Origin of the sequence: Kosakonia sp. BYX6, assembly GCF_038449125.1 — a bacterium.
Lineage (GTDB): Bacteria > Pseudomonadota > Gammaproteobacteria > Enterobacterales > Enterobacteriaceae > Kosakonia > Kosakonia calanthes.
Genome location: NZ_CP151800.1, coordinates 4,660,464 through 4,676,856 on the forward strand (window position 1 = coordinate 4,660,464; position 16,393 = coordinate 4,676,856).

The window sequence follows — 16,393 nt, forward strand, 5'->3', positions numbered from 1 at the left end:
AGCGCCATCCGGCAACAGAACAAACAGGAACAGAGCAACTATGCAGACCATGACTAATGCCTGGTTCGTCCAGGGGATGATCAAAGCCACTACCGACGCCTGGCTGAAAGGCTGGGACGAACGCAACGGCGGCAACTTAACCCTGCGTCTGGACGAGGCGGATATCGCGCCGTTCGAAGCGGATTTCCACCAAAAGCCGCGCTATATCGCCCTGAGCCAGCCGATGCCGCTGCTGGCGAACACGCCGTTTATTGTCACCGGTTCCGGCAAATTCTTCCGCAACGTGCAGCTTGAGCCGTCCGCGAACTTAGGCGTAGTGAAAGTCGACAGCGATGGCGCGGGTTACCACATTCTGTGGGGGCTTACGCATGAAGCAGTACCAACTTCAGAACTGCCCGCACACTTCTTGTCGCACTGCGAACGCATCAAAACCACGGGCGGCAAAGACCGCGTGATTATGCACTGCCACGCCACCAACCTGATCGCGTTGACTTACGTGCTGGAAAATACCGCTGACCTGATTACCCGCAAACTGTGGGAAGGCAGCACCGAGTGCCTGGTGGTGTTCCCGGACGGCGTGGGCATTTTGCCGTGGATGGTGCCAGGCACCGATGAAATCGGCCAAGCCACCGCTGGAGAAATGCAAAAACATTCGCTGGTGCTGTGGCCGTTCCACGGCGTTTTCGGCAGCGGCCCGACGCTCGATGAAGCTTTTGGCTTGATCGACACCGCCGAGAAGTCAGCGGAAGTGCTGGTCAAAATCTATTCGATGGGCGGCATGAAACAAACCATCACGCGCGAAGAACTGATTGCGCTCGGCAAACGCTTTGGTGTCACCCCGCTGCAATCAGCGTTAGATCTGTACTCATAAAAACATCGCGCCCCGCAGACACTGACGGGGCGAATCCTCACCTGCAAACCCTACAAACACTGACTCGTGGAGTAAAAGCAATGAAAACAAAAGCAAGCTTAATCCTCACCGTTGCCATTTTGGCGTTGTCCGGTTCCGCTTTAGCTGAAGTAAAAATCGCCCTGGTGGCGAAATCTTTAGGTAATGGCTTTTTTGAAGCAGCAAACACCGGCGCGCAGGAGGCAGCCAAAGAGTTAGGTGACGTTAAAGTGATTTACACCGGCCCGACCACCACCACGGCGGAAGCGCAGATCGAAGTGCTGAACGGCTTGATCGCTCAGGGGGTGGATGCGATCGCGATTTCTGCCAACGATCCTGATGCCGTGGTGCCGGTGCTGAAAAAAGCGATGCAGCGCGGTATCAAAGTGGTGTCCTGGGATTCCGGCGTGGCGAAAGCCGGGCGGCAAATCCACCTTAACCCGTCCAACAACGCGCTGATTGGCGAAACTAACGTGAAGTTGGCCGACGATGCGCTGAAAGCGCTGAACGTCGAGAAAGGCGATGTCGCCATTTTGAGCGCCACACCGACATCCACGAACCAAAATATCTGGATTGCGGAGATGAAAAAGGTGCTGCCGAAGTACCCGTCCATCAACCTGGTGACCGTCGCCTATGGCGATGATCTATCGGATAAAAGCTACCGCGAAGCGGTCGGTTTGCTGAAATCCTACCCGGATTTGAAAGTGATCGTCTCGCCGTCGTCGGTCGGCATTGTCGCCGCGGCGCAAGCGGTCAAAGACCAGGGCAAAATCGGCAAAGTGTATGTCACCGGTCTGGGGTTGCCGTCTGAAATGGCCGGCGCGATTAAATCCGGCGCCAGCAAAAGTTTCGCTATCTGGAACCCGATCGATCTCGGTTATGCCGCGACCTATTTAGCGGATGATTTGGTGAAAGGCACGGCGACCAAAGAGGAAGCCAGCATGGGCAAACTGGGCAAAGTCAAACTGGATGCCGATGGCAACGGCGCGATGTCGAAGCCGTTTGTCTACGATGCCAGCAACATTGATAAGTTCTCGAAGATTTTTTAATCCCATAGCCCTCTCCCCCAACGGGAGAGGGTGAACACTGGAGAATTATCATGACGGCATCCACGCCTCTGCTGTCGCTTAAGGGCATCACCAAAGTGTTTCCCGGTGTGCGCGCTCTTGAGAACGTACAGCTCTCTCTCTGGCCCGGCAAAGTCACCGCGTTGATCGGTGAAAACGGCGCGGGGAAGTCCACGCTGGTCAAAGTGATGACCGGCATTTATCAGCCTGAAGAGGGCGAAATACTCTACAAAGCGATCCCAATTTCGCTCCCAACGCCCGAGTCGGCGCACAAAGTGGGGATCACCGCCATCCACCAGGAAACGGTGCTGTTTGACGAACTGTCGGTGACCGAGAACATTTTCGTCGGCCAGTATTTGTATAAAGGGCTGCTCAAAAAACTCGACTGGCCCGCCATGCACCAACAAGCACAAGCGATCCTGACCCGGCTGGAAGTGCAGATCGATCCGCGCGCGACGTTAAAAGCCCTGAGCATCGCCCAGCGGCATATGGTGGCGATTGCCCGTGCGCTGTCGTTTGACGCGCAGGTGGTGATTCTGGATGAACCGACCGCCGCGCTTTCGCAACATGAGATTCTCGAGTTCTACCAAATCGTCGAGCGCCTGAAACAGGAAGGCAAAGCGATTTTGTTTATCTCGCACAAATTCGATGAAATTTTTGAACTGGCGGATCACTACACGATTTTGCGCGACGGCGTGTATGTCGATTCCGGCGCCATCAAAGACATTACCGAAGAGCGGATGGTGGCGATGATGGTCGGTCGCGCCATCAGCCAGAGCTGGCCGAAAGCCGATTGCGCGCTGGGCGAAACCGTGCTGGAAGTGAAAGATCTGTGCCATCCCACCGAATTCGCGCATATCAACTTTTCGCTGCGCAAAGGCGAGATCCTCGGCTTTTACGGCCTGGTGGGCGCGGGGCGCACTGAACTGATGCAGGCGTTGTCTGGCGTGACCCGGCCCTCTTCCGGCGAAATTATCCTCAAAGGCAAAGCGGTGCAGTTCCACCAGCCGGCGGATGCGATTAACGCCGGGATTGTTTGCGTGCCGGAAGAGCGACAAAAGCAGGGCGCGATTATCGAACTGTCGATTGCCCAAAACATTAGCCTGCCGCAGTTGAGCAAGCTGAACAGCAACGGCGTGCTGAATGAGGGCAAAGAGTGGGCGCTGGCGGATGAGTACGCCCGCCGTTTGCAAGTGAAGGCTTTTAGCTGGAAACAAGCGGTTGAAACGCTTTCCGGCGGCAATCAGCAAAAAGTGGTGATCGGTAAATGGCTCGCCACTCATCCGGACGTGATTATTCTCGACGAACCGACCAAAGGCATTGATATCGGCTCCAAAGCGGCGGTGCACCAGTTTATGTCTGAGCTGGTGGCGCATGGGCTGGCGGTGATTATGGTGTCGTCGGAATTGCCAGAAGTGATGGGCATGGCCGACCGGGTGATCGTCATGCATGAAGGGTTGATGGTCGCGCAGTATCAAGCCGGTGAAGCCACGGCGGAAACCATTGTCAGCGCCGCCAGCGGCGCCGGTAAGGAGGCAGCGTAATGTGGCAACAACTGCTTAAACATCGCGAAGCGCTGCTCGGCGGCGTGATTGTGCTGCTGGTGCTGGCGATCGGCAGCCGCGTGCCGTCCTTTATCGGCCCCGGCAATCTGGTGGAGATGTTCAACGATACCGCCATTCTGGTCATCCTTGCACTCGGGCAAATGATGGTGCTGCTGACCAAAGGTATCGATCTGTCGATGGCGGCGAACCTGGCGCTGACCGGCATGATTGTCGCGCTGATTAACTTCCATCATCCCGATGTACCGGTGTGGTCGTTGCTGCTGCTGGCAACGGCGCTTGGGCTGGTGATGGGCATGATCAATGGTCTGCTGGTATGGAAACTGGGCATTCCGGCGATTGTCGTGACGCTTGGTACTATGAGCATTTATCGCGGGATTATCTTTTTGCTCTCCGGCGGCGGTTGGGTGAACTCCAACCAAATGGGCGCCGATTTCCTGGCGCTGCCGCGCGCCTCGGTGTTGGGCTTGCCGGTGCTGAGCTGGTGCGCCATCGCTGCGCTGTTATTAGTGGGGTATTTCCTGCGTTACAGCCGCACCGGGCGCGCGCTGTATACCGCGGGCGGCAACGCCACGGCGGCGTATTACACCGGTATCAACGCCGGAAAAATGCAATTTGTCAGCTTCTGCCTTTCGGGCGCGCTGGCCGGCTTCTGCGGCTATTTATGGATTTCACGTTTTGCCGTGGCGTATGTCGACGTCGCTAACGGTTTTGAGCTGCAAGTGGTGGCAGCTTGTGTGATCGGCGGCATCAGCACCATGGGCGGCACCGGTCGCGTGCTCGGTTGTTTGTTCGGCGCGCTGTTCCTTGGCGTTATCAACAACGCGCTGCCGGTAATTGGGATTTCCCCTTTCTGGCAGATGGCGATTTCCGGCACGGTGATTGTCATTGCGGTGCTGCTTAATGAGCGCGGAAACAAACGCAAAGGTCGCTTGATCCTGCGCGATGCGGCGCTGGCTCGTCAAAAACAGGCGGTGAAACCATGAGCAAAATCCTGACGTCTGACCCCCTGAAACCGTCCGCTGCGCCAACCTCGTTCTTTCGTCGGTTGCTGTGCTGGGAAGGGTTTTTGCTGGCGGTCACGCTGGCGGTGTTTGTGGTGAACGCCATTGCTTCGCCATATTTCCTCAATATCTGGAACCTCTCGGACGCGACGTTCAACTTCACCGAGAAAGCGATCATCGTGTTGCCAATGGCAATGCTGATTATCGCCAGGGAGATTGATTTGTCGGTCGCCGCCACTATCGCGCTTAGCTCAACGGCGATGGGCTTTTGCGCGCAGGCGGGTGTGGATACACCGCTGCTGGTGTGCGTGGGGTTGGGTATCGGGCTGCTGTGCGGGTTGTTCAACGGCATTCTGGTGACCCGCTTTAACCTGTCGTCGATTGTGATCACCATCGGCACCATGAGTTTGTATCGCGGCATTACCTACATTTTGCTTGGCGATCAGGCGCTAAACACCTGGCCAGAAAGTTTCGCGTGGTTCGGTCAGGGCTATGTATGGGGCGCGCTGTCGTTTGAGTTTGCGCTTTTTATCGTGCTGGCGCTGCTGTTTGCCTTCCTGCTGCACAGAACCAATTTTGGCCGCCGCACTTACGCCATCGGCAATAACCCGACCGGTGCGTGGTATTCCGGCATTAACGTCAAGCGTCACAACCTGATCCTGTTTGCGCTGGTCGGGTTGATGGCGGGTCTGGCGTCGGTGCTGCTGACGTCGCGGTTGGGCAGCACGCGACCCACGATTGCGCTGGGCTGGGAACTGTCGGTGGTGACGATGGCGGTGCTCGGCGGCGTCAATATTCTTGGCGGTTCCGGCAGCATGGTGGGGGTGATTATCGCCGCCTTCCTGATGGGGCTGGTGACCTTTGGCCTGAGCCTGCTCAACGTGCCGGGCATTGTGATGTCGATTATTGTCGGCGCGATGCTGATTGTGGTGATTTCGTTGCCGATTATCACCCGCCGCGTGATGCAGCGCAGGCGCATGTAGTTCGGGGGGTGATTGCCGGATGGTGTTGCGCCTTATCCGGCCGACAAAACCGCACCACAGGTGCGACCGGGCAAAAAAATTTACCCGGCGACATGGAGTATCGCCGCCGGAAAAAATCACAGCAAATTAAGGAGAGTTATGATGAGTTTTATGTTGGCACTACCCAAAATCAGCCTGCATGGCGCAGGCGCTATCGGCGATATGGTCAATCTGGTGGCGAACAAAAACTGGGGTAAAGCCCTGATCGTGACCGACGGGCAACTGGTGAAGCTGGGCCTGCTGGACAGTTTGTTTGCCGCGCTGAAAGCACACAACATGCCTTATCACCTGTTTGATGACGTCTTCCCGAACCCGACCGAAGCGCTGGTGCAAAAAGGCTACGCCGCGTACCAAAATACGGCCTGCGATTACATTATCGCTTTCGGCGGCGGCAGCCCGATCGACACCGCCAAAGCCGTGAAAATCCTCACCGCCAACCCTGGCCCGTCAACGGCTTACTCCGGCGTCGGTAAAGTGAAAAACGCCGGTGTGCCGCTGGTGGCGATCAACACGACCGCCGGTACGGCGGCGGAAATGACCAGTAACGCGGTGATTATTGATTCCGCGCGGCAGGTGAAAGAGGTGATTATCGATCCCAACATTATTCCGGATATCGCCGTGGACGATGCCAGCGTGATGCTGGAGATCCCCGCCTCAGTGACCGCCGCAACCGGTATGGATGCGTTGACCCACGCTGTTGAAGCCTATGTTTCGGTGGGTGCGCACCCGCTAACCGATGCCAATGCGCTGGAAGCGATTCGCTTGATCAATCTGTGGCTGCCGAAAGCAGTAGACGAGGGTCACAACCTGCAAGCGCGTGAGCAAATGGCGTTTGGGCAATACCTGGCCGGTATGGCGTTTAACAGCGCCGGTCTTGGCCTGGTGCATGCGCTGGCCCACCAGCCGGGCGCGACGCACAACCTGCCGCACGGGGTGTGTAACGCCATCCTGCTGCCGATCATCGAAAACTTTAACCGCCCGAATGCTGTTGCCCGCTTTGCTCGGGTCGCGCAGGCCATGGGCGTCGACACCAAAGGCATGAGCGATGAAGCAGCCAGCATGGAAGCGATTAAGGCGATTCGTGCGCTGAGCACGCGCGTCGGTATTCCGTCCGGCTTTAGCAAACTGGGCGTCACCAAAGAGGATATAGAAGGCTGGCTGGATAAAGCGTTAGCCGACCCGTGTGCGCCGTGCAACCCGCGAACCGCCAGCCGGGATGAGGTCCGCGAGCTGTATCTGGAGGCATTATGATCCGTAAAGCCTTTGTGATGCAGGTGAATCCCGATGCGCACGAAGAGTACCAACGTCGCCACAACCCGATCTGGCCGGAATTGGAAGCGGCGTTGAAAGAGGGTGGCGCGCACCATTACGCCATTTATCTGGATAAAGAACGCAACCTGCTGTTCGCAACGGTTGAGATCGAATCCGAAGCGCGGTGGAATGCGGTGGCAAACACCGATGTGTGCCAGCGCTGGTGGAAATATATGCGCGATGTCATGCAGGCCAATGCGGATAACAGCCCGGTAAGCGCAGAGCTTAAAGAGGTGTTTTATTTGCCGTAGCCGTTTGCCCCCTCCTTGTTACAGGGAGGGGGTTAGCGAAGCGGAAACTCGCTTTCATGAATTTGGCCCTGGTCATCAATCAGGTTGGCTTTGATGTGCAAAGGCACCATGGCGGGTGGAGGGGTCTTTACCACTACCGTGTACTGTTTTTCGCCATAGGGCGACACCATCATGTCGGGCTGTTGTTCAATGGCGTAGGCCTGGTTTCCGGCCTGTAACGACATGTTGGCAAACGAGACATACCAGGGCGATGCGTTCCGACAAACAATGTCGATTTTTTCGCTGTGACTTACCCGGCTGAAGCTGATTTTTTTGCTGATATCTTTCGGTTCACCCAGGTTTTTCGGACGCCAGAAGATTTTCATTTGCGTGTTCATGGTCAGGATCACGCTCTGACTATTTGGCTCAGGTGTAGCCGATTTTGGGGGGATCTCATACAGATTGAGCCAGAACACGGATTCACGATCCTCCGGCAACACTTGCTGGTTATACAGAAGCCGCAACCCCTGCATCGCCTGTGGTTCCAGGGAAAATAACGGCGGAATCGACACAAACGGCGTTTTGATGCGCCCCGGCGACGCATCATCAACATCACCATGATCGACCCAGGTTTGCACCATCACCGGCCAGTTATTGGTGTTCACCAACATCAGGCTTTGTTGTGTTTCGCCTTCTTTAAAAATCACGCGCGTTGAGGCCGCAATCAGCCCCGCGTGTGTAGAAAAGGCAGCCGTGAACAAGACCACCATGAGTAACGCCACGCTACGCCGCGTCATTGTACTTTCACCAACACTTGCGCACTGGCATCCACTTTCCCTGCCGTCACCGTTTGACCCGCAATGCGCGTCAGATAAGCATTGAAATTAACGGCATACTCGCTGATCCCGTGAGCCCCCCCGCTAGAAACCATTGTTGCCCCGTCACGTACGGCATACCAGCCGCCGTTATTACCCGTCAGGCAAGTACCGCTCTGGCAATGATACCAACCCAGAAAATTGCGCAGCACACCGCTGTTGGCGTTCGCAATCCGGATACCTACGCCGCCCGCAACGCCAGGCTGACCATAATTTGCAGGCAACAGGTGACTCACACCACCCGAAGCATTCACCAGATTAAGTTGTTTTGCAGCCAGATAACTGTCGTACGGTACTTGCAGACCCAGCGCCGTCATCCCCTGTACTGTGCCACTATTTGAGAGCCCCTCGCAGAGAACACGCACGTCAAAATGACTTTGCGCGCTTTGACCGTTGTTCAAATCGGTGATGGAAATGGTGGGAAACATGACAATCGGTGTCACACTTTTGGCCACACAGGTAGGCCTCGACACTAGATTTGCGCCCGGAATGGTGGCGTTTCCCATATTGATGGCCATCCAGTTATCTTTCCACCAGCCGTTGAAGTCATAGGCGGAATCCCCGCTATCACAATAGGTTGCCGGGCTATTAGGTGAGCAGAAAGAGACGTAGCCGTTGGGCTGGTCACACGTATAGGCACCCGTTGTTATCTGGTATTTTTTGCCACAGTAATCTGAAGGTGCCTTCCCGAAAAGCGATACTGAGCTGATACGAATCAAGTCAGCACGAATAGGACTGAAATCTTTGACCCGAATAAAAATCTTTGTGCCATCCGCTGAGAGACCATAATTTTTCATCGGGATACGCTGGTATTGACGCGTAAATACCGTTCCTGAATTGACATGCGTCAGACGCAGCCCCACGTGGCTAAACAGTGTACTGTAGTAGTTGGGATAACCATCGGCAGCACCTAAATCAAAGAAACCACCGTTACGATCATCACCGTTGGTCGAAATGATTTCGAAGATATTATTTTTATCTGCAATATCACAGACCCATAAAATACTCTCCGGGCCTCTGTAACGCGGGTTATTCGCGAATGTCACAATGTTTGCACCCAGCGGCGTGCCCACCGGATGTATCGCAAGACTGGAGACGTTAACAGTCCCCAACCCTAACCCAACACCCCATGCATCTAGTTCTGTGCGGACAAAATCCGGTCCTTTGCTGCAAAGCGCGCTGACGGGCAAGCTAATGAACAAAAACAAATTCAGCAAAATGATGCGTATGAATGTCATAAATAACTCCGTTTATTAGCGGCAAGGCAAATCCATCAGAAGTAATGGCTTGCGGGGTGGTGTAATCAACCATTCAATACGGCAACTCTCTTCGGCGTGATTACCCCACTGAACCCGTAGCTCCCCTTCTTTATCGTTAGTCCGCAGGTAGATTTGATTGGCTTGCCCCACCATGCCGGTGTAGTTGCCATAGCCGTCATACACGGCTGCGCCCATGGGGATATTTTTCGGGTGTTGCGCGGTGATAAGCATCGCTTGCCCACTCAGCGTGTTAAAACGCAGCCGCACTGTCGCCCCGGCATACGGCGCGATACGCTGTTGCGCGGTTTGCAGTTCAGCATCATCGTTCATATTGCGAGGATCCAAACCGATGCTGTTGAATTGATACGCACCGAGCGACGGCGCAATCGCATAGCCAAAAGCGTCGACGCGTGTTCCCTGGCCGCCGATTATTTCCGCTCCGCTGGCGCCCGGCGCATCAATCAGCGCAAAGCTGTCGCCCACCCAGTGCCCAAGCGTTACGCCGCCTTTATGCGCCACCACCGAGCCCTGTAACGAACCGGAAGCCTGCCAGTAATTTTTCGACGTGGACCATGACATGCCCGCATTGGCATACGAGAAACTCTTTTGCAGACCCCCACCGAATACCGACTGCTCTCCTTTGTAATCGGTTGAGTAGTTCAGGCTGTAGCTCAGAGGATTTCGTTCGCCGTAGACACCGCTAAACGTCGTCTGATAGCCGCCGTCGTGGCTGTTGCTGTCGCTTGAACGATGCGCACTGGTGGAAACAATGGGTGAGTAACGCTGGTCACCAAGCGGCACAGACATTGAAAGCGACCACATGGTTTGCATCTGATTACGCAGAGAAAACGTCGGCATAGAACCGCTGTTTTGCCATGCGCTATTCCCCATTCCCGGGAGAACGTTATAAGTACGGGCGATGCCAAGGCTGAGCGCGATGCCGTATTTGAAGGTTTTGCTCCAGTTGAACTGAAGCTGCTTATCGCGTTTTTTACTGTCGCGATAATCCTGTGATGAAGCAGAAAGGCTGATATCACCCAGCTCGCCTAATGTCTGACCGGCAGAGATCTCAATGCGGTTACGCTGCTTCCAACTGAGTGATTGCCACTGCGCGCCACGCCTGGACGCTTCACGCGAACCTAAAGCATCATAAAGCTCGGAATAACCCGCCGTTGAATAGCGGTAGCCCGCCAGCGTAACCGACGTGCCGGTTTGCGGAATGAATTTGCTGTAATTCGCACGCATCGTCCAGCCGCTTCGGTAGCTGTTATCCGTCGTCTTCGCACGGGAAAACATGGTATTCAGACCAAATGCCCCTGCGACAGTACTGTAGACACTACCCAGCGAATAACTCATGTAACCTTTTGCGAGCTGGTTACCGAGATTGAGGGTCAGTGAGTTTGTCAGCCCCTGCCGCCAGACGAGCTCGCTGAACAATTCGTTATCGCCAACGTCTCTGGTTCGGCCCAGAGTGTAAACGTAGCTGAAAGCGCCAGGACGCATCGACTCCGCCAACGCGGAAAAAGGCACATTAAATGTGCTTTCGCTGCCGTCCGCTTCGCTGACGAGGACCGTCAAATCCCCCGCAAAACTTGTCGGATAAAGGCTATCAATGGCAAATGGGCCTGGTGCGACAGTCGTTTCATACAGGGTGGTATTGCCCTGCAGGATGGTCACTTTTGCGTTGGTTTTCGCGATCCCGCGAACGACTGGCGCGTAACCACGCTGGGAATTGGGTAGCATTCGGGTATCTGATGAGAGCTGAAAACCGCGAAAGCCCATGCTGGAAAAGAACTGGCCGTCCGTAAAACCTTCGCCAAGCAAAAGCTCGCTGCGTAATGGGTAGATGGCGCGCTGTACATAACGGCGAACGGTGCTCCAGCGGCTACCTTCATATTTGCTGTAGCTTAAGTTGGATTGCTGGCGATAGCGCCACAGCCCAAGATTGAAACCGCCATTAAGGCTCAGCCAGCTCGAATCCATACCGCCTGCGTTACCCTGCCGCGATTTAACATGGTATTGGTTGGCAATGTAGTTGAGGAATAACATACTTTCCCCGGCATCAAGGCTCGCTTCGCTTACGCTGCCCCGGGGAATGGTTTTTAGCAACGCCTGCGGTACCGTAAAATCGACGCGTAGCTGCGCCAGGTCTTCTTTACGTCTTACGCCCGCCATCACCGCATCATCACCCCAATAGCAGGAGGTTTTCGCCTCTGGAGGCAGCGATTTGAGGCCGATCATTGCTAACAATTCATGGGATAAGCAAGGTTCAACGTTCTCACCCCGGCGAGAATATTCTATATCGCCGTGTGTGATGAATTTCCCATTAAGATAAATATTCAGAGAGTGGTGACCGGGAGTGATCAGTTCATCATTATTTAGCCGTTGCAGGTCTTCAACGGATAATCCGCTGTCTCTCAATAATGAGGCATCGAAATAAAACTCCTGGTTTTCAGCCAATACCGCACATGAAAAAACGGAAGCCAAACCTATAAATGTACGTAAATGAGGAAAGTAAAAATGCATGATAATCATCCAGGTTGATCATATATCCGTATTATCAAGCGGGAATTTTTAATGAACCAATGCATAGGTTTTACTAAATACGCCGCCATAATCATTTATTGCATTAATTATTAGTTTCTTTCCTGTACCAGAAGGCGCTACCCATTGCGCAGCAGAATACGGTTTGATAATTCCTGTCGTTTTCACAGGCGTTTTTCGCTGACCATCTTCAATGAAGGCATTAACAATAGAAATGTGCCAGGGGCTCATGTTCTTAACGTCAATGGTTTTGCCTTGTAAGCTAACCTGCACATCGTCAAGCGAGTTATTTGCATTTCCTTTAAGACCTGAAGGACGATAAAAAATTTTTACCCGACTTTTTATCATCACAATGAGGCTATTTTTATCTTTATCGGTAGCTTTTTTTGCCGGGTACTGTAGGAAATTCAGCCAAAAAAGAGATTCGCGATCTTGTGGCAAATCTGCGCCGGTAAACTTCAACCGCAAAGAGTGCTTAACGGTAGGATTGATACGAAAAATCGGCGGCATCACAATAAAAGGGGCATCTGCCGTTTCTGCTGTTGAATCCGGATTATTGATATCCGTCCATACCTGCACTAAAACAGGATCGCCACCGGTGTTGGTGAAAACTAACGATTTTTCTTTAACATCAGATGGATAAACAATGCGCGTCCCCAGCATCATCACGCTTGCCGATGCGTTGCTGAATGCGAGTGAAAGCAGAAGAAGCGAAAACAGAGCGGAAAATAATTTGTATTTTGGCATGCTGATTTAAACCGCATTTAGGCGCTGCACAAGGCAGCGCCTTAAATAATATTACAGGTAAGTCACGGCAAACTGCGCCTGTGCTTCAACGTTACCTGCAGTAGCAACACCTGTCGCAAAATAGCGAGCGGTCAGGTCATAAGTCGCGGAAAGATTGCTACCGCCGACAGACTGTTTGGCTGTTTCAACTTTATTATTTACAAAGTTCAGCTCAGTTGTGCCTTCCAACAGTTGGATCGCAACATTGGTTGCCGGAGCAGTAGTGGCGGTATTTTTCAGATTCTGGCCATCAATGTTATTCGCAACGAAAACAATGCCGGCACTGGTTAATTGCGGGCCGCAACCGGAAAGGGTCACGGTGAAAGGCGTATCTCCGGCCGTTGAGCCAGAGCTGGCGAGTTGGCTATTACTCACCGTAGGTAAAAGTACAACTGGAGAAGTTGAGTTACCATCGATATCAATATTACAAGTTTGTTCGCTCACTTCGCCCATAAAACGTACTGTATTATTTGCGGTAGCAGCAAAAGCTGAGCTACTTAAACCAAGAGCAAAAATAGTGGCTGCCGTACAAAAGCTTTTCATCCTGAACATAAATCACCTCATGTTTATTTAGCGCAAAAAAAATGATTGACTTAATCTCAATCACGATAATTCCTATTCAAAGTACAACGATATAAAGCGTCATGTAAAGACGTGAACACCTACGTAAAAATGAAATGAGCTTATTAATATAGGAATAGCAAATAACACATCCAGGAACATTCGCGAAAATAATAGAAAAAGTGATCAATCAATTAAAAAACAGCAAGTTAATAAAAATCCAAAACCTTTAAAATGCGAGAAGACAACGTCTAAAATTTAATTAATCAGGCTTTAAATAAGAAATAGATCCGTTTAAAAATTAGAAAACGATAGATTTTCAAAATATTATGGACGGGAAGGGTTAAGTAATATAAATGCGTCTTAACCTTTCCCAATGTTATGTGCAGTGAAAAGTGGAAATACAATTAATTTTGCTCTGCCACCAAAATTGCTTGCGTATCTGGCTCCAGCGCTTTGAAGATATGTTCCCGATCGCCGGGGTAACAAATGTAATCCCCTTCGTTTAGCTCCTCGGGCGCGTCTGTCAGCCCAACCAGCGCACGACCTTGTGTCACAATAATGTGCTCGACTGAGCCAGCGGGATGCGGCTGCGAGACACGATCCGCGCCGGGCTGCGTCAGCAGAAGATAGATGTCGCGCCGCGCGCCGGGTGGGCAGGAAGCCAGTAATATGGCCTGATAATGCGCCAGTTCGGCGACGACTTTGGTCCCTTCCCCACGGCGGATCACCTGGGTTTTAGCTTTTTGTGGCTCCAGCAGTCGGGCAAAGGGAATATCCAATGCGACGCACAACGCCCACAGGGTTTCCAAACTAGGATTACCGTTTCCGGCTTCCAGCTGAGACAGCGTGGATTTCGCGATACCGGCGCGACGGGCAATTTCTGCCAATGAAAGACCGGTTCGCTGGCGTTCACGCACCAGGCTTTTGGCGATGATGCTGATGGGCTGTGTCATACACGACCTCAGTGTTCATTTAATCGAACAATACGTTCGTCTTGTAAAACGGCTTAGATGTGTTCATTATAATGGATACATGTTCGATATGGCGAAAAAGAGATGTTTAAACGACACTTCGCGTCCCTTGGGGGCGACACCATAAAAGCAATTTTCCTTGTTTGTCTGGCCGTCGGTGTTGTTGCCGTTTCGTATGGATCGCTAGCAATGGCTTACGGCTTCCCACTTTGGGTTCCGCTTGCGCTCTCGATGCTGGTGCTGGCTGGCGCCTCCGAATTTATGTTTATCGGCATTGTCGCCAGCGGCGGCAATCCACTGGCGGCGGCGGTTGCCGGGCTGTTAGTGAACGCTCGCCATGTGCCGTTTGGCGTGACGGTGCGTGAACTAGTCGGTACGCGCGCCGTCAGTTTGCTGGGCTGCCACATTATGAACGACGAAAGCGTAGTGTTCGGGTTATCGCAACCCACACCAGAACAACGCAAAGCCGCCTACTGGCTATGCGGATTGGGCGTTGCGCTATTGTGGCCCGCCGGTGTGCTGATCGGCGCATCGGTTGGCAAACTGCTCCCCGCACCAGAAACCATCGGGTTAGATGCCGTTTTCCCGGCTATTTTGCTGGCGCTGGTATTACCGGCACTGAAAAAGCGAACCACATTCGTGCGCGCGTCGAGCGGCGCGGTGTTGTCGCTTGCCGCTGTGCCGTTTGCGCCGGTGGGCTTGCCGGTGCTGCTTTCATTACTGGGTTTACTGACGAGGAAGAAATAATGGCCAGTGTTGCGCTTACTGTCGGCGGCATCGCCATCCTTTCCATCGGCACTTACTTAATGCGCTTCGGCGGCGCGAAACTGGGTAGCCGGTTGGCGCTGTCTGAGCGCTCACAAGCGCTGCTGTCCGATGCGGCAACAACCTTACTGTTTGCGGTCGCGCTGGCGTCCATGTTGTATGAGGGCGATCATTTCGCCGGAATGGCGCGGGTGTTGGGCGTCGCTTTCGCGCTATTTCTCGCCTGGCGGAAGATGCCACTGATTGTGGTGATTCTCTCTGCGGCGCTGGTCACGGCGCTGCTGCGCCTGGCGGGGCTTCATTAAGAAGGCACAAAAAAAGCGCCCGAGGGCGCTCTTTCGACAGTACTGCGTGGCTTATTTGGTCAGTTCAGCCGTCATATGAACTTGGTTGCCGTTATAGGCTTCGGTGATCTGGTAAGAAGAAGCACCCGCCTGCTGAGCCTGCGCGGCGATTTTTGCTTCAGCACCGCTGAGCGTAGTGTCGGTTGCGGTTACAGACTGTGCAGCGAAAGTACCGAAAGACGTAGCGAGAGCGATAACTGCAACAAAAGTTTTGATGTTTTTCATGATATAAACCCTTACGTTAATTTGTTTGAGCGAGGCGCTGTGCCTCAATGAGATAAATAGTAGACCTCATTACTCACAACAAAAAGCGGAAGGATTTGCTGTCATCTTTCAAAATTTTTGATTGTTTTATAAACCGATTAAACGCTGCGGATGAGTATAGATTGTCGCCCTGCCCGGTTTGCAAAAGCCCACCAGCGTCAGGTTGCAGCGCTGCGCCACTTCCACCGCCAGCGTTGTCGCCGCAGAGACCGCAAACAGGATCTCAACGCCGCACATGGCAGACTTTTGCACCATCTCATAACTGGCGCGGCTGGAAACCAGCACCACCCCGGACGACCAGTTTTCCCTTTCCCGCGCGCGATGCCCCAGCAATTTATCCAGTGCGACATGGCGGCCAACGTCTTCATGCCCGCCCACCAGCTCGCCAGAAGGCAACATCCAGGCGGCAGCGTGAGTGCAGCCGGTTAATTGGCCGACGGGTTGAAAGTCGGTTAAATGCGCCAGCCCGCTATCCAAAGACGCCAAATCAAAGGTCTGGGTGAAGGGCAGCGGCGCGATCGGTTTACCGATATCATCAAGCTGCTCGACACCGCACACCCCGCAGCCGGTGCGTCCGGCTAGCGCGCGTCGGCGCTCTTTCAGCCCCATAAAGCGGCGGCTGGAAAGCTCGATCTGCACCTCTAACCCGTTACAGGATGGCACCACGTCCATGCCATAAATTTCGGAAGGGTTTTCGATAATCCCTTCGGATAAGGAGAAGCCGATCGCAAAGTCTTCGAGATCTTTGGGCGACACCATCATCACCACATGCGAAATGCCGTTATAGACCAGCGCAACGGGAACCTCTTCCGCCAGCATGTCCGGCTGCGCCTGCTGCAAATCATCGCGTTTCCACAGCGAGACCTGACGCGCGCCTGTGACCGATGTTGCATTTTTGTGCTTTTTAGTGTGCAAATTGTTCACTTTGTCTTAACC

General features: G+C 53.5%; 17 protein-coding genes. 9 read left to right on the forward strand and 8 right to left on the reverse strand.

Features of this window, described 5'->3' with window-relative positions; all coding sequences use genetic code 11:
• The first annotated feature begins 40 nt into the window (after positions 1–40).
• The 7 genes from rhaD to rhaM all read left to right on the forward strand — a co-directional run bounded on the left by rhaD (position 41) and on the right by rhaM (position 7,106).
• Complete coding sequence (gene rhaD, locus AAEY27_RS21790) at positions 41–871, forward strand: rhamnulose-1-phosphate aldolase (RefSeq protein WP_342322831.1); 831 nt, start codon at positions 41–43, stop codon at positions 869–871.
• 80 nt (positions 872–951) lie between these two features.
• Entirely contained in the window at positions 952–1,938 is a 987-nt protein-coding gene (gene rhaS, locus AAEY27_RS21795; protein ID WP_342322832.1) for a rhamnose ABC transporter substrate-binding protein, read from the forward strand.
• A gap of 50 nt (positions 1,939–1,988) precedes the next feature.
• A complete protein-coding gene (locus tag AAEY27_RS21800) occupies positions 1,989–3,500 on the forward strand; it encodes a sugar ABC transporter ATP-binding protein (protein WP_342322833.1) in 1,512 nt (503 codons plus the stop codon).
• Positions 3,500–4,504: an ABC transporter permease gene (locus AAEY27_RS21805; protein WP_342322834.1), complete on the forward strand. Its 1,005-nt coding sequence runs from the start codon at positions 3,500–3,502 to the stop codon at positions 4,502–4,504. The genes AAEY27_RS21800 and AAEY27_RS21805 overlap by 1 nt, the downstream gene beginning before the upstream one ends.
• Positions 4,501–5,505: an ABC transporter permease gene (locus tag AAEY27_RS21810; protein WP_342322835.1), complete on the forward strand. Its 1,005-nt coding sequence runs from the start codon at positions 4,501–4,503 to the stop codon at positions 5,503–5,505. Before AAEY27_RS21805 ends, AAEY27_RS21810 begins: the two co-directional genes overlap by 4 nt.
• Positions 5,506–5,646: 141 nt before the next feature.
• The gene (gene fucO, locus AAEY27_RS21815; RefSeq protein ID WP_342325674.1) at positions 5,647–6,795 is read left to right on the forward strand and encodes a lactaldehyde reductase; all 1,149 of its coding nucleotides are present in this window, start codon (positions 5,647–5,649) and stop codon (positions 6,793–6,795) included.
• On the forward strand, positions 6,792–7,106 hold the full coding sequence (rhaM, locus tag AAEY27_RS21820; RefSeq protein ID WP_342322836.1) for an L-rhamnose mutarotase: 315 nt from the start codon (positions 6,792–6,794) through the stop codon (positions 7,104–7,106). The genes fucO and rhaM overlap by 4 nt, the downstream gene beginning before the upstream one ends.
• Before the next feature lie 32 nt (positions 7,107–7,138).
• On the opposite strand, the gene AAEY27_RS21825 is transcribed toward rhaM, so the two are convergent.
• The 6 genes from AAEY27_RS21825 to AAEY27_RS21850 all read right to left on the reverse strand — a co-directional run bounded on the left by AAEY27_RS21825 (position 7,139) and on the right by AAEY27_RS21850 (position 14,066).
• Complete coding sequence (locus tag AAEY27_RS21825; protein WP_342322837.1) at positions 7,139–7,855, reverse strand: fimbrial biogenesis chaperone; 717 nt, start codon at positions 7,853–7,855, stop codon at positions 7,139–7,141.
• 23 nt (positions 7,856–7,878) lie between these two features.
• Positions 7,879–9,198, reverse strand: a complete 1,320-nt coding sequence (locus AAEY27_RS21830; protein WP_342322838.1) for a fimbrial protein — start codon at positions 9,196–9,198, stop codon at positions 7,879–7,881.
• 15 nt (positions 9,199–9,213) lie between these two features.
• Positions 9,214–11,679, reverse strand: coding sequence for a fimbria/pilus outer membrane usher protein (locus AAEY27_RS21835; protein WP_342322839.1), 2,466 nt, complete (start codon positions 11,677–11,679; stop codon positions 9,214–9,216).
• A 114-nt stretch (positions 11,680–11,793) separates the two neighbouring features.
• Entirely contained in the window at positions 11,794–12,510 is a 717-nt protein-coding gene (locus AAEY27_RS21840; protein ID WP_342322840.1) for a fimbrial biogenesis chaperone, read from the reverse strand.
• Between the two features lie 51 nt (positions 12,511–12,561).
• Entirely contained in the window at positions 12,562–13,101 is a 540-nt protein-coding gene (locus tag AAEY27_RS21845; RefSeq protein ID WP_342322841.1) for a fimbrial protein, read from the reverse strand.
• 416 nt (positions 13,102–13,517) lie between these two features.
• Positions 13,518–14,066 (reverse strand): helix-turn-helix domain-containing protein, encoded by a 549-nt coding sequence (locus AAEY27_RS21850; protein WP_342322842.1) that lies wholly within the window; start codon positions 14,064–14,066, stop codon positions 13,518–13,520.
• Between the two features lie 102 nt (positions 14,067–14,168).
• On the opposite strand from AAEY27_RS21850, the gene AAEY27_RS21855 reads away from it, so the two are divergent.
• Together AAEY27_RS21855 and AAEY27_RS21860 are read left to right on the forward strand one after the other, a co-directional pair.
• Positions 14,169–14,831: an AzlC family ABC transporter permease gene (locus AAEY27_RS21855; RefSeq protein WP_342322843.1), complete on the forward strand. Its 663-nt coding sequence runs from the start codon at positions 14,169–14,171 to the stop codon at positions 14,829–14,831.
• Positions 14,831–15,154: an AzlD domain-containing protein gene (locus tag AAEY27_RS21860; RefSeq protein ID WP_342322844.1), complete on the forward strand. Its 324-nt coding sequence runs from the start codon at positions 14,831–14,833 to the stop codon at positions 15,152–15,154. Before AAEY27_RS21855 ends, AAEY27_RS21860 begins: the two co-directional genes overlap by 1 nt.
• Before the next feature lie 51 nt (positions 15,155–15,205).
• On the opposite strand, the gene AAEY27_RS21865 is transcribed toward AAEY27_RS21860, so the two are convergent.
• Both AAEY27_RS21865 and fdhD read right to left on the reverse strand, forming a co-directional pair.
• Positions 15,206–15,418, reverse strand: a complete 213-nt coding sequence (locus AAEY27_RS21865) for a YdgH/BhsA/McbA-like domain containing protein (RefSeq protein WP_342322845.1) — start codon at positions 15,416–15,418, stop codon at positions 15,206–15,208.
• A 126-nt stretch (positions 15,419–15,544) separates the two neighbouring features.
• Positions 15,545–16,381 carry a formate dehydrogenase accessory sulfurtransferase FdhD gene (gene fdhD, locus AAEY27_RS21870; RefSeq protein WP_342322846.1) on the reverse strand — a complete coding sequence of 279 codons (837 nt, stop codon included), beginning with the start codon at positions 16,379–16,381 and terminating at the stop codon, positions 15,545–15,547.
• Positions 16,382–16,393: the final 12 nt, after the last annotated feature.

Excerpts from the sequence above, each read along its gene's own strand:
- AAEY27_RS21855 (WP_342322843.1), top strand. The coding sequence starts at position 14,169 with ATGTTTAAACGACACTTCGCGTCCCTTGGGGGCGACACCATAAAAGCA.
- AAEY27_RS21805 (WP_342322834.1), top strand. The coding sequence starts at position 3,500 with ATGTGGCAACAACTGCTTAAACATCGCGAAGCGCTGCTCGGCGGCGTG.
- AAEY27_RS21860 (WP_342322844.1), top strand. The coding sequence starts at position 14,831 with ATGGCCAGTGTTGCGCTTACTGTCGGCGGCATCGCCATCCTTTCCATC.
- AAEY27_RS21865 (WP_342322845.1), bottom strand. The coding sequence starts at position 15,418 with ATGAAAAACATCAAAACTTTTGTTGCAGTTATCGCTCTCGCTACGTCT.
- AAEY27_RS21810 (WP_342322835.1), top strand. The coding sequence starts at position 4,501 with ATGAGCAAAATCCTGACGTCTGACCCCCTGAAACCGTCCGCTGCGCCA.
- rhaD (WP_342322831.1), top strand. The coding sequence starts at position 41 with ATGCAGACCATGACTAATGCCTGGTTCGTCCAGGGGATGATCAAAGCC.
- rhaM (WP_342322836.1), top strand. The coding sequence starts at position 6,792 with ATGATCCGTAAAGCCTTTGTGATGCAGGTGAATCCCGATGCGCACGAA.
- AAEY27_RS21850 (WP_342322842.1), bottom strand. The coding sequence starts at position 14,066 with ATGACACAGCCCATCAGCATCATCGCCAAAAGCCTGGTGCGTGAACGC.
- AAEY27_RS21800 (WP_342322833.1), top strand. The coding sequence starts at position 1,989 with ATGACGGCATCCACGCCTCTGCTGTCGCTTAAGGGCATCACCAAAGTG.
- AAEY27_RS21825 (WP_342322837.1), bottom strand. The coding sequence starts at position 7,855 with ATGGTGGTCTTGTTCACGGCTGCCTTTTCTACACACGCGGGGCTGATT.
- AAEY27_RS21845 (WP_342322841.1), bottom strand. The coding sequence starts at position 13,101 with ATGTTCAGGATGAAAAGCTTTTGTACGGCAGCCACTATTTTTGCTCTT.
- AAEY27_RS21840 (WP_342322840.1), bottom strand. The coding sequence starts at position 12,510 with ATGCCAAAATACAAATTATTTTCCGCTCTGTTTTCGCTTCTTCTGCTT.
- fucO (WP_342325674.1), top strand. The coding sequence starts at position 5,647 with ATGAGTTTTATGTTGGCACTACCCAAAATCAGCCTGCATGGCGCAGGC.
- AAEY27_RS21830 (WP_342322838.1), bottom strand. The coding sequence starts at position 9,198 with ATGACATTCATACGCATCATTTTGCTGAATTTGTTTTTGTTCATTAGC.
- rhaS (WP_342322832.1), top strand. The coding sequence starts at position 952 with ATGAAAACAAAAGCAAGCTTAATCCTCACCGTTGCCATTTTGGCGTTG.